Raw genomic sequence first — 12,146 nt, 5'->3', positions numbered from 1 at the left:
AGATCTTACTTTTTCAAGGGGCGGATGATGACCTTGCGGAATGGCTCTGCCCCTTCAGAAGTAGTTTCTATTTTTTTATTGTTTCGCAGTGCCATATGTATGGCTTTTCTTTCGTTGGAAGGCATCGGTTCGAGTGCTACTCCTTTACCAGTCGCCGAAACTTTTTGAGCTGTATGGACAGCCAGTCTTTCAAGCGATTCGCGGCGTCGTTCTCTGTAATTTTCTGCATCAATGATGATGCGGAGATAGCGGCTCGAGTGATTATTGGCTACAAGATTGGTCAGGTACTGAAGGGAGTTAAGGGTCTGTCCCCTTTTTCCGATCAAAATGGCAATCTTTTCACCTGTTAATTCCAAGATGATTTCTTCCCGCGTTTCTTTCAGTGAAATGGTAACAGGCACACCCATTTTATCGGTGACTTCCTGTAAAAAAGCAACAGCCAGCTTTACCGGGTCTGGTTTAAGAGAGACTTCTATTAAAGCCGGTTTTCCGCCAAAACCCAAAAACCCTCTTTTAGATTCTTCGAGTACTTTTACCTCAACCTCTTCTTTAGAAGCATGAAGCTTGGCCAATGCTGTGGAAACTGCTTCTTCTACTGTTTTTCCCGTTACCTTTATCTGTTTCACTTTTTAGCTCCCCTATCAATTTCATTTTTCTTATTCTTTTTCGGGGCTGTAATAAAATAAGTCTGTACGATCATAAATAAGTTACCAATTACCCAGTAGAGTGATAATGCCGCAGGGAAATTAATCGCAAATACAACAATCATGACCGGCATGATATAAAGAAGCATTTTCATTTGCGGGTTCGGGTTGTCCGTGCCGCCCATCATAATTTTCTGCTGAAGGAATGTTGTAAGACCCGCAACAACAGGCAAGATATAATAAGGGTCATGCACACCTAAATCGAACCATAGGAAACTGTGATTCTTAATTTCCTGAGTACGCATAATCGCATGGTAAAAACCAAGCAGGATCGGCATCTGAATCAGCAATGGCAGGCAGCCCGCCAAAGGGTTAACCCCTTGGGATTGGAACAGCTGCATTGTTTCCTGCTGAAGCTTCTGCTGCGTTGTTGCATCTTTGGAACTGTATTTCTCACGCAGTTTTTGAAGTTCCGGCTGGATGTTTTGCATAGCTTTCGAACTTCTTGTCTGCTGAATCATGAGCGGCAGCAAAGCCAAACGAATAAGAATCGTTACAACCACAATGGACAGACCATAGTTGTTGCCCATCATTTCAGCAAACTGTGTAATAACCCATGAGAGCGGATAAACAAAATATTCATCCCAAAATCCGGTACTTTCGGGGGTAATCGGCGTTTTAGTCGAGCTGCAGCCAGATAACAGTACCATTAAACTGACTAAGGCAAACGTAATTCCTAATTTCTTTCGCACTCCTCATCCTCCTTAAAGCGTTGTTTCTTTATTTTCGGCGATTCTTTCTTTCAGGCACAGGATCAATTCCGCCTGGATGGAAAGGATGGCATTTTAATATACGTTTTAAAGTCAGCCAGGTTCCTTTGATTGCTCCAAATCGCTGAATTGCTTCAATTCCATAGGTCGAACATGTGGGATAAAACCGGCAAGTTGGCGGAGTCATTGGGGATATAAATCGCTGGTAAAAACGGATGATCAAAATAAAGAGCCGTTTCATTTTCGCCTTCCCTTAGACTGTCTGATCGAACCGGCTCGCTGTAAAACGTGTAGAAGGCTTTTTTCCATCTCAAAAAAATCCATATCTGCTGTTGGATTTCTGGCAATAATGATGTAATCTCTTCCGGATGTGATCTCTTCTTCATGCTTCATGAAGATTTCTTTGACCACACGCTTTATCCGGTTCCGGGTCACCGCATTTCCGACCCGCTTGCTGACTGATAATCCAAGCCGCAGATGAGGCTGATCGCTTTTTTCCAGCGCATATATTACAAATTGGCGATTGGCAGACGATTTTCCTCTTTTAAATACTTCTTGAAATTCTTCATTTTTCTTGATGCGCTTTTTCTTTTCCATCCGGCAACACTCCACCTGGATCTGATACGGCCTATTTATTCATTCAATTACTATTAACAGTATCGGTTACTTATTTTAATCTAAACTGATTTCTGCTATTCCTACATCAGAAAAAAGACCACTGATGTCAGTGGCCTATGCAGATAATACTTTTCTTCCTTTTTGACGGCGGCGAGCAAGAACTTTACGGCCGTTCTTAGTTGCCATACGCGCACGAAAACCATGTACTTTCTTACGTTTACGGTTATTTGGTTGGAACGTTGGTTTCATTATATATTACACCTCCCTGAGGATATATCAAAAAAGACAGTCTAAGTAAGTATAAGGATGATACCCTCGATTTGTCAAGTCTTCACAGAATTTAATTATAAAAACAGGAAAAATCCCCAAAGTAAAACTTTTGCTGATCCGTACGGCAGTTTTCGTTTTCCCTCCCCCTGTGGATACTTTTTTCGACACTTTTTTCATTATCCACACCCTTTATCGACAAGTTTTACACAAAATCTAGTGCTGTGGACAACATCCGTACACAAGTTGTAGGGGTTGTGGATAAGTGCGAAAAACACATTGCATTCATGGGATTTATTTGTTATGATTGTTGTGTTTTAACTCGTTGATAACTTCATGCGACAATGTTTTTATCCACAGCGTGTGGATAAAGTTGTGGACAGTTTAAAATTGATGTTTATAAGGTTGTCCACATCCTCTGTATGACTTACCTTATACTGATTTTCTACTATATTAATAGATTGTGCACTTTTGCTGTGAATAGTATATTTATTCGATTATATACATATCGCTGTACAAGGCTTGAACAACATCAAGCGTTTTGTGAAAAGTGCCTTTATAAGCCTCAAGATGAACCTTTACCCGCGACGGCTATTTTATGATTGGAACATCAAATCTGGTTTCACTCATTTAAAATTGCCCTCGACTGTCTTGAGGTTTTCTTTCGCGCTGCCTTTGAATTTAAGCTGTACGCAAGGAAGAAAAAGCTTCGTTTATATAAATATTTTTAGGAGGGACAGTTGGTGGAAAATATTAATGACCTATGGAACAAAGCACTGGCTGCCATGGAAAAAAAGGTCAGCAAGCCCAGCTTTGAGACATGGTTGAAGTCCACAGCGGCACATGCACTGCAAAATGATACGCTTATCATTACTGCACCGAACGAGTTTGCCCGTGACTGGCTGGAATCCCGTTATTCCACCCTGATCTCGGAAACCCTTCAGGATGTAACCGGTGCTGCGCTGGATGTCAAATTCATCATTCCTCAAAATCAGATGGAAGAAGAAGTTGACCTTGAAAAAGTGTTAAAGAAAACACAAAAAGTGAATGTGGAGCAGCAAGAAGAAGTGAAACAAAGCATGCTGAATCCGAAGTACACATTTGACCGGTTCGTTATCGGGTCAGGGAACCGATTCGCCCATGCTGCTTCTCTAGCGGTGGCTGAAGCTCCCGCCAAAGCCTATAATCCTTTGTTTATCTATGGAGGCGTAGGTTTGGGGAAGACCCACTTGATGCATGCGATCGGCCATTATGTGATCGACCATAAACCCAATGCCAAAGTGGCGTATTTGTCCTCTGAAAAGTTTACAAATGAGTTCATTAACTCGATCCGTGACAACAAAACTGTCGAATTTAGAAATAAATTCAGGAGTGTTGACGTTCTATTGATTGATGATATTCAGTTTTTGGCGGGAAAAGAACAGACTCAGGAAGAATTTTTCCATACGTTCAACGCTCTTCATGAAGAAAGCAAGCAGATTGTTATTTCAAGTGACCGTCCTCCAAAAGAGATTCCTACATTAGAGGACAGGCTCCGTTCCCGTTTTGAATGGGGGCTGATTACAGATATCACTCCGCCGGACCTTGAGACGAGAATTGCGATTCTGCGTAAAAAAGCGAAAGCAGAAGGATTGGACATTCCAAATGAAGTGATGCTTTACATCGCGAATCAAATCGACACCAACATCCGTGAACTGGAAGGTGCTTTGATCCGTGTTGTTGCCTATTCTTCTCTTATAAACCAGGATATGAATGCGGATCTGGCAGCAGAGGCATTGAAGGACATCATTCCTTCCTCTAAACCGCGTATGATCACGATTCATCATATTCAAGAGATTGTCGGCAGGCATTATAATATCAAGCTTGAAGATTTCACTGCCAAGAAGAGGACAAAGTCTGTTGCCTTTCCTCGACAGATCGCCATGTATCTCGCAAGGGAGCTGACCGACAATTCACTGCCTAAGATCGGCGAAGAATTTGGGGGAAGGGACCATACGACTGTCCTGCACGCTCATGAGAAAATTTCAAACTTAATGGTTTCCGACCAGCTGCTGCAAAAGAATATCAAGGAAATTCACGATCAGTTAAAATCGTAGTGCCTCTATAAGCACCTGTTTTTGCTGTGAATACTGTGAATAACCGGTACATGCTTATACACAGTCTGTCCACATGTGGATAGGCTGTTCTTCCTTTAACTTTTTGCAGTTATCCACAGATTCACAGGCCCTACTATTACTACGACTATTTTTTATTTAAAAAAATGAATAATATAACACAATTTCAAAATGAAAATGTTCAGGGGGATGACGATGAAATTTCAAATTAACCGAAGCCAGCTAATTGAAGGTGTTCAAGATGTAATGAAGGCCGTTTCTTCACGAACAACGATACCAATTTTGACAGGGATCAAAATGGACGTACATAGTGAAGGAATGACATTAACCGGCAGTGATTCCGATATATCCATTGAACGTTTGATTCCTATGGAAGAGAACGGAACTGTCAATTTAGAAGTTCAAAAACCAGGAAGTATCGTGCTGCAAGCAAGGTATTTCTCTGAAATCGTTAAAAAACTGCCAAATGATACGGTTGAAATCGAAGTCGGAGAACGTTTTGAAACAAAGCTTCGTTCGGGAGCATCCGAATTCAGCCTGGTTGGCCTGGATCCTGAAGAATATCCTCGCCTTCCTCAGATTGAAGAACAAAATGTGTTCAGTATTCAAGGAGATCTGCTTCGCCAAATTATCAGGCAAACTGTCTTCGCGGTGTCCACGTCAGAAACACGCCCTATATTAACTGGGGTGAACATCAAGCTTGAGGATGGCGTATTAAGCTGTGTAGCAACAGACAGCCATCGCCTCGCACTTCGCACAGCAAGAATTGAGAGCAACACGGAAGAATTATCGTTCCAGAATGTTGTCATTCCAGGTAAAAGCCTGAATGAACTTTCGAAGATCGTAGAAGAATCCAGTGAACTGGTTCAAATCGTTGTGACCGATAATCAAGTACTGTTCAAAACGAAGAATACATTGTTCTTCTCCCGCCTGCTTGACGGCAATTATCCTGATACGAGCAAGCTGCTTCCCAGTGAGAGCAAAACAACACTCGGATTATCTACGAAAGATTTCCTGCAGGCGATTGACCGAGCCTCCCTTTTAGCAAGAGAGGGCAGAAATAATGTGGTCAAGCTGGCCACATTGGATAACCAGACAGTCGAGATCTCTTCCAACTCACCGGAAATCGGAAAAGTTTACGAGAATGTCATCACTGAATCGATGGAGGGAGAAGAACTTAAGATTTCGTTCAACGCGAAGTATATGATTGATGCCCTTAAAGCGATGGATTGTACAGAAATTAAAGTCTTGTTTACAGGTGCTATGCGGCCGTTCCTTATCACACCTGTAGAAAATGAGACAGTTAAACAGCTCATTCTTCCTGTCAGAACGTATTAAGAACATAAATAACGCATAAAAAGCTGCTGGTCTTTATCCGGCAGCTTTTATGCCTTTTCATAAAGAGGATAAAAATGAAAATACTAGCTATAAAAGGGGTGTAACGATGGAAACTGTAAAAATAACAACCGAGTATATTACGCTGCAGCAGCTTTTAAAACAGGTAGATGCCATCTCTAGCGGAGGAATGGTAAAATGGTATTTAGCAGAGAATGAAGTGCTGGTTAACGGTGAACCTGAAAACCGCAGAGGCAGAAAGCTTTATGAAGGCGATGCGGTTTCTGTTCCCGATTTAGGTGAATTTACTGTAGCGAGATAGATGGGGGTATCCCGTTGTATATTGAAGAATTAAGCATTAGGAACTACCGGAATTATTCGTCCCAGGAGATTAACTTTGAAAACAAAGTGAACGTGTTTCTTGGTGAAAACGCACAGGGTAAAACAAATGTGATGGAGGCCATCTATGTGCTTGCGATGGCTAAATCCCACAGGACTCCCCGTGATAAAGAATTAATCTATTGGGACGAAGAATATGCTAAAATAGAAGGACGGGTTCAAAAAAGGACCGGACCATTCAGTTTAAGCCTGGTCATTTCGCAAAAAGGAAAGAAAGCAAAAGTCAATGGACTTGAACAGCGGAGGCTGACTGATTATATAGGGGCATTAAATGTCGTCATGTTTGCACCTGAGGATTTGAATCTTGTAAAAGGGAGTCCGCAGGTGCGACGTCGTTTTATCGATATGGAGATCGGACAGGTCAATCCTGTATATCTCCACTACCTGACCCAATATCAAAAAGTCCTCGCTCAGCGCAACTCGCTTTTGCGGGATATGCAGCGGAACCGTTCAAAAGAAAACGGAGTCATGCTGGATATCCTGACTGAACAAATGATTCAGTCGGCTGCAAGAGTTACAGAAAAACGCATGAGCTATATGAAACTGCTTCAAAGCTGGGCCGATCCGATCCATCACGGGATCAGCCGGGGGCTTGAAAGGCTGGAAGTTTTATATAAACCGACCATTGAGGTATGTGAAGAGCAAGATTTGTCGAAAATGATAGAAGCTTATGAACAAAAGTTTGTTAAAATAAAAGATAGAGAACTAGAGCGAGGGACCACTCTTTTCGGACCGCACCGTGACGACCTGCTTTTCCACGTGAACGGAAAAGATGTGCAAACGTTCGGTTCACAGGGCCAGCAGAGAACTACTGCGCTTTCGATCAAACTTGCAGAAATTGATCTCATTCATTCAGAAGTCGGGGAATATCCACTGCTCCTGCTGGATGACGTTTTATCAGAACTTGATGATTACAGGCAGTCTCATCTGCTGAACACTATTCAAGGCAAAGTACAAACGTTTGTTACGACAACAAGTGTGGAAGGTATTCATCATGAAAAGCTGGAAAAGGCGGCAACGTACCATGTCGAACAAGGTGCGATTGAACGGATAAGGTGAGGTGAACCATGTTACTTCATATTGGCGAAGAAGCGGTGATCCAGCAAAAAGATATCGTAGCTATTCTGGATTACCATGCTCTTGAAAGCTCGGAATTAATGAACGACTTTTTAAGGCAGCACAAAGAAAAGAAAAGCATGGTCAATCTATGCGACACAAATCCAAAATCCGTTATCATCACAAAGAAACAGGTTTATATCTCCCCTCTATCCTCGATCACACTGAAAAAACGGGCAGGAGAACGTATTGATTTTGCCCATAGCTGGTATTTAAAATAAAAGGCTTTATTTGAAATTGTTCCCGAAACCGAAATGTAGGTGAAGAAAAAAATGACTACTGATCAGAAATTAGAACAGCATTATGATGAAAGTGATATTCAGGTATTAGAAGGGCTCGAAGCTGTCCGTAAACGTCCCGGAATGTACATCGGTTCCACGAACGTAAAAGGGCTGCACCACTTAGTGTGGGAAATCGTCGATAACTCAATCGATGAAGCTTTGGCTGGTTACTGTGATGAGATTACTGTCACGATCGAAAAAGATAACAGCATTACTGTTACGGACAATGGACGAGGTATTCCTGTTGGGATTCAAGAAAAAATGGGACGTCCTGCTGTAGAGGTCATCATGACCGTACTTCATGCCGGCGGTAAATTTGGCGGCGGAGGTTATAAAGTATCCGGAGGACTTCATGGTGTTGGTGCGTCCGTTGTAAATGCGCTTTCCAGTGAAATGGATGTAACCGTCCATCGTGACGGCAAGATTCATTATCAGCAGTACCACCGCGGTGTTCCAGCGGCCGACCTGGCTGTGATTGGAGAAACAGACAAACGGGGAACGATCATTCACTTTGTTCCGGATAAAGAAATCTTTACGGAAACGAGGGAATTTGACTTTACCACACTCTCTCAAAGGATTAGAGAACTTGCCTACCTTAATCGCGGAATCAAGATTATCGCTAGGGACAAGCGCGAAGAAGAGCCAGTCGAACAGGAGTACCATTATGAAGGCGGGATCAAATCCTACGTTGAACACATCAACCGCGCACGTGAAGCTATTCATGAGCCGATCTTCATCGAAGGAGAGAAAGATGGAATCTCTCTAGAGATTGCACTTCAGTATAACGACAGCTATACGAGCAATATCTACTCTTTCGCCAACAACATTAACACGCATGAAGGCGGAACCCATGAGTCTGGGTTTAAAACCGCGTTAACACGTGTCATCAATGATTATGGGCGCCGAAACAATATGTTCAAAGACAGCGATACAAACTTGTCGGGTGATGATGTGCGTGAAGGTTTGACTGCCATCATCTCCATCAAGCATCCAGATCCACAGTTTGAAGGACAGACGAAAACGAAACTTGGAAACTCTGAGGCGAGAACGATTACTGAATCTCTATTCTCTGAACAGTTCTCCACCTTTATGCTGGAAAATCCAAATATCGCCAAGCGGGTACTGGAAAAAGGGATGATGGCGCTTCGTGCGCGCGTCGCTGCCAAAAAAGCCCGCGAGCTGACACGCAGAAAAAGCGCACTTGATGTTTCTTCTCTTCCAGGTAAACTGGCAGACTGTTCTTCAAAGGACGCCAGTGTATCTGAATTGTACATCGTTGAGGGTGACTCGGCAGGTGGATCAGCCAAACAAGGGCGCGACCGCCATTTTCAGGCGATTCTGCCATTGCGGGGAAAAATCATCAACGTAGAAAAAGCACGTCTTGATAAAATCTTATCAAACAATGAGATCCGAGCCATCATTACGGCACTCGGTACGGGTATCGGTGAAGATTTTGATATTTCAAAAGCGAGATACCATAAAATTATCATCATGACGGATGCTGATGTCGATGGCGCTCATATCCGTACACTGCTGCTGACGTTCTTTTACCGGTATATGAGACCGATCATCGAGAATGGATATATCTACATCGCACAGCCGCCTCTTTATAAGATTCAGCAGGGCAAGCGGATTGAATATGCTTATAACGATAAAGAAATGGATAGAATTATGAAAGAGATCCCGCAGAATCCAAAACCGGGAGTTCAGCGCTATAAAGGTCTTGGAGAAATGAATCCCACTCAGCTGTGGGAAACGACCATGGATCCAGAAACAAGAACGCTGCTGCAGGTTGAACTGAAAGATGCGATGGAAGCGGATGAAACCTTTGAGATTTTGATGGGGGATAAGGTCGAACCGCGGCGTGATTTCATTCAGGAAAATGCCCATTACGTCAAAAACTTGGATATTTAACAACAGTGGAAACAGGGCATACCCCTGTTTCTCTTACCGTTTTTATAGATATTATTTGTAAGGAAATGAGTGCACCGTAAAGAGAATTTCTTATGGATCATGCAGTAAATGGAGGTTAGAACTAATGTCTGAAGCAGATCAATCCCGGGTGAAGGAAATAAATATCAGCTCGGAAATGCGTACATCATTTATGGATTATGCGATGAGCGTTATCGTGAGCCGTGCACTTCCTGATGTCCGTGACGGCCTGAAGCCTGTTCACCGGCGGATTCTTTATGCGATGAACGACCTGGGCATGACCGCCGATAAAGCGTACAAAAAGTCCGCTCGTATCGTCGGGGAAGTTATCGGTAAGTATCACCCTCACGGCGACTCTGCCGTATATGAAACGATGGTTCGTATGGCGCAGGATTTTGCATATCGCCACATGCTGATCGACGGCCACGGCAACTTTGGTTCCGTGGATGGGGACGCCGCTGCGGCAATGCGTTATACAGAAGCAAGAATGTCAAAAATTGCGATGGAAATGGTCCGTGACATCAACAAGGACACGATTGACTATAAGGATAACTATGACGGCTCCGAACGTGAACCAATTGTTATGCCTTCCCGTTTTCCAAACCTCTTGGTCAACGGTACTTCCGGGATTGCTGTTGGAATGGCAACCAATATTCCTCCTCACCATCTCGGAGAAGTCATCGACGGTATTTTGGAACTCAGCCGAAATCCTGATATTTCTATTCCGGAACTAATGGAATTCATTCCTGGGCCGGATTTCCCGACAGCAGGTGAAATTTTAGGACGTGAAGGAATCAGGAAAGCTTACCAGACTGGAAGAGGCTCCATCATTATCCGTGCCAAAGCAGAGATTGAAGAACAGGCGAACGGCAAAAGTACGATTATCGTTAATGAAATTCCTTACCAAGTCAACAAAGCCCGCCTGATCGAAAAAATCGCAGAATTAGTCAGGGATAAAAAGATTGACGGCATCACGGATCTTCGCGACGAGTCAGACCGAAATGGAATGCGTATTGTCATTGAAGTCCGCCGTGATGCGAATGCCAATGTACTCTTAAATAACCTTTATAAACAGACGGCGCTGCAAACCAGCTTCGGCATCAATATGCTGGCATTAGTCGATGGGCAGCCGAAAGTACTGAACCTTAAAGAATGTCTGTATTATTACTTGAAACATCAGCAGGTCATCATCCGCCGCAGAACCGAGTTCGATCTTCGGAAAGCAGAAGCGCGTGCTCATATTCTTGAAGGCTTAAGAATTGCGCTGGATCATCTTGATGAAGTCATCGCCCTTATCCGTTCTTCAAGAACAACAGAGATTGCGCGAGACGGCTTGATGGAGAAATTCTCTCTAAGCTATGAACAGGCTCAAGCCATCCTGGAAATGAGGCTTCAACGTTTGACAGGCCTGGAGCGGGACAAGATTGAAAATGAGTATAAAGAGCTTGTCGCTCTCATTGCAGAGCTGAAAGCCATCCTGGCAGATGAGGAAAGGATTCTCGAAATCATTCGTGAAGAACTCACTGAGATCAAAGAACGTTTCAGTGATGCGCGCCGTACGAACATTACCGTCGGCTTCGACATGATTGAAGATGAGGACCTCATTCCAAGAACAAATATCGTCATTACTTTGACGAACAAGGGATACATTAAGCGTCTTCCCATCTCCACCTACCGCTCACAGCGTCGAGGCGGCCGCGGCATCCAAGGCATGGGAACGGGTGAAGATGATTTCGTGGAACATCTCTTTACAACAAACTCTCATAATACGATCCTCTTCTTTACGAATAAAGGTAAAGTGTACCGCCTGAAAGGTTATGAGATTCCTGAAATGAGCAGAACGGCAAAAGGAATTCCGATTGTCAACATGCTTCAGGTTGAACGGGATGAAACGATTTCAGCTGTCATTCCTGTAGAAGAATTCGAGGATACGTGGTACCTCAACTTCATGACGAGACATGGGATTACGAAACGTTCTCCGCTTTCTCAGTTTGCTAATATCCGAAAAGGCGGTCTGTTTGCCATTACCTTGCGTGAAGATGACGAGCTGATGGGTGTTAAACTGACAGATGGCAGCAAGGAGATTATCGTTGGAACGAGCCAGGGAATGGCGATTCGCTATAAAGAGGATGATGTACGATCAATGGGCCGTACAGCTGCAGGAGTAAAAGCTGTAACTCTTGGCGAAGACGATTATGTCGTCGGAATGGAAGTTCTCGATGAAGCACAGGATGTATTAATCGTTACCAAAAAAGGTTACGGAAAACGTACACCAATGGAAGAATACCGTCTGCAGTCACGCGGCGGAAAAGGAATCAAAACCTGTAAAATCAACGATCGAAACGGAGCGATCATCGCGCTTAAAACGGTAACGAATGATGAAGACCTCATGATTATTACCGCTGACGGCATCCTGATCCGTATGAATATGTCAGGCATCTCATCCATGGGAAGAAATACTCAGGGTGTGAAATTGATCTCCATGCACGAAGGCAACCATGTAGCCACTGTTGCGGTTGTAGAAAAAGAGCTTGATGAAGATATTGAAGACGGATTGGAAGAAGAAATGGGAGGCCACGAAGACACACAGGCTCCAGAAGAATCTTCTAATGAAAACGATACAGAAGAATAATTGATAAAAAGAGGAAAATAATCATATATTTTCCTCTT

General features: G+C 43.4%; 12 protein-coding genes. 7 read left to right on the top strand and 5 right to left on the bottom strand.

Annotation, left to right across the window (positions count from 1 at the left end):
• Nucleotides 1-5 precede the first annotated feature (5 nt).
• From jag to rpmH, 5 genes are all read right to left on the bottom strand, one after another.
• Nucleotides 6-626, bottom strand: a complete 621-nt coding sequence (jag, locus tag OKX00_RS00445; RefSeq protein ID WP_265408997.1) for an RNA-binding cell elongation regulator Jag/EloR — start codon at nucleotides 624-626, stop codon at nucleotides 6-8.
• Complete coding sequence (gene spoIIIJ, locus OKX00_RS00440; RefSeq protein WP_053356313.1) at nucleotides 623-1,396, bottom strand: YidC family membrane integrase SpoIIIJ; 774 nt, start codon at nucleotides 1,394-1,396, stop codon at nucleotides 623-625. The genes jag and spoIIIJ overlap by 4 nt, the downstream gene beginning before the upstream one ends.
• 28 nt (nucleotides 1,397-1,424) lie before the next feature.
• Entirely contained in the window at nucleotides 1,425-1,655 is a 231-nt protein-coding gene (gene yidD / locus OKX00_RS00435; RefSeq protein ID WP_053356312.1) for a membrane protein insertion efficiency factor YidD, read from the bottom strand.
• Nucleotides 1,652-2,011 carry a ribonuclease P protein component gene (gene rnpA / locus OKX00_RS00430; RefSeq protein ID WP_053356311.1) on the bottom strand — a complete coding sequence of 120 codons (360 nt, stop codon included), beginning with the start codon at nucleotides 2,009-2,011 and terminating at the stop codon, nucleotides 1,652-1,654. The genes yidD and rnpA overlap by 4 nt, the downstream gene beginning before the upstream one ends.
• Before the next feature lie 135 nt (nucleotides 2,012-2,146).
• On the bottom strand, nucleotides 2,147-2,281 hold the full coding sequence (gene rpmH, locus OKX00_RS00425; protein WP_007201576.1) for a 50S ribosomal protein L34: 135 nt from the start codon (nucleotides 2,279-2,281) through the stop codon (nucleotides 2,147-2,149).
• Nucleotides 2,282-3,042: 761 nt separating this feature from the next.
• Between rpmH and dnaA the strand changes: the two genes are divergently transcribed.
• The 7 genes from dnaA (at nucleotide 3,043) to gyrA (ending at nucleotide 12,108) form a co-directional block, all read left to right on the top strand.
• Nucleotides 3,043-4,395 (top strand): chromosomal replication initiator protein DnaA, encoded by a 1,353-nt coding sequence (gene dnaA / locus OKX00_RS00420; RefSeq protein ID WP_053356310.1) that lies wholly within the window; start codon nucleotides 3,043-3,045, stop codon nucleotides 4,393-4,395.
• Between the two features lie 213 nt (nucleotides 4,396-4,608).
• A complete protein-coding gene (gene dnaN, locus OKX00_RS00415) occupies nucleotides 4,609-5,751 on the top strand; it encodes a DNA polymerase III subunit beta (RefSeq protein ID WP_053356309.1) in 1,143 nt (380 codons plus the stop codon).
• A 106-nt stretch (nucleotides 5,752-5,857) separates the two neighbouring features.
• A complete protein-coding gene (yaaA, locus tag OKX00_RS00410; protein ID WP_053356308.1) occupies nucleotides 5,858-6,070 on the top strand; it encodes a S4 domain-containing protein YaaA in 213 nt (70 codons plus the stop codon).
• A gap of 14 nt (nucleotides 6,071-6,084) precedes the next feature.
• Nucleotides 6,085-7,206 carry a DNA replication/repair protein RecF gene (gene recF / locus OKX00_RS00405; RefSeq protein ID WP_265408996.1) on the top strand — a complete coding sequence of 374 codons (1,122 nt, stop codon included), beginning with the start codon at nucleotides 6,085-6,087 and terminating at the stop codon, nucleotides 7,204-7,206.
• 8 nt (nucleotides 7,207-7,214) lie between these two features.
• The gene (gene remB, locus OKX00_RS00400) at nucleotides 7,215-7,484 is read left to right on the top strand and encodes an extracellular matrix regulator RemB (RefSeq protein ID WP_053356306.1); all 270 of its coding nucleotides are present in this window, start codon (nucleotides 7,215-7,217) and stop codon (nucleotides 7,482-7,484) included.
• A gap of 51 nt (nucleotides 7,485-7,535) precedes the next feature.
• Entirely contained in the window at nucleotides 7,536-9,458 is a 1,923-nt protein-coding gene (gyrB, locus tag OKX00_RS00395; RefSeq protein ID WP_265408995.1) for a DNA topoisomerase (ATP-hydrolyzing) subunit B, read from the top strand.
• A 124-nt stretch (nucleotides 9,459-9,582) separates the two neighbouring features.
• The gene (gene gyrA / locus OKX00_RS00390; protein ID WP_265408994.1) at nucleotides 9,583-12,108 is read left to right on the top strand and encodes a DNA gyrase subunit A; all 2,526 of its coding nucleotides are present in this window, start codon (nucleotides 9,583-9,585) and stop codon (nucleotides 12,106-12,108) included.
• Nucleotides 12,109-12,146: the final 38 nt, after the last annotated feature.

The organism is Fictibacillus sp. KU28468 (assembly GCF_026153615.1).
Taxonomy (GTDB): Bacteria; Bacillota; Bacilli; order Bacillales; family Fictibacillaceae; genus Fictibacillus_C; species Fictibacillus_C marinisediminis.
Note: the sequence above shows the minus strand (reverse complement) of the source record. Positions and strands in the feature narration are given on the sequence as shown.

What these genes read in the sequence shown, in the direction of transcription:
- yidD (WP_053356312.1), bottom strand. Translation starts at nt 1,655, where the DNA reads ATGAAACGGCTCTTTATTTTGATCATCCGTTTTTACCAGCGATTTATA.
- rnpA (WP_053356311.1), bottom strand. Translation starts at nt 2,011, where the DNA reads ATGGAAAAGAAAAAGCGCATCAAGAAAAATGAAGAATTTCAAGAAGTA.
- rpmH (WP_007201576.1), bottom strand. Translation starts at nt 2,281, where the DNA reads ATGAAACCAACGTTCCAACCAAATAACCGTAAACGTAAGAAAGTACAT.
- dnaN (WP_053356309.1), top strand. Translation starts at nt 4,609, where the DNA reads ATGAAATTTCAAATTAACCGAAGCCAGCTAATTGAAGGTGTTCAAGAT.
- yaaA (WP_053356308.1), top strand. Translation starts at nt 5,858, where the DNA reads ATGGAAACTGTAAAAATAACAACCGAGTATATTACGCTGCAGCAGCTT.
- remB (WP_053356306.1), top strand. Translation starts at nt 7,215, where the DNA reads ATGTTACTTCATATTGGCGAAGAAGCGGTGATCCAGCAAAAAGATATC.
- gyrB (WP_265408995.1), top strand. Translation starts at nt 7,536, where the DNA reads ATGACTACTGATCAGAAATTAGAACAGCATTATGATGAAAGTGATATT.
- gyrA (WP_265408994.1), top strand. Translation starts at nt 9,583, where the DNA reads ATGTCTGAAGCAGATCAATCCCGGGTGAAGGAAATAAATATCAGCTCG.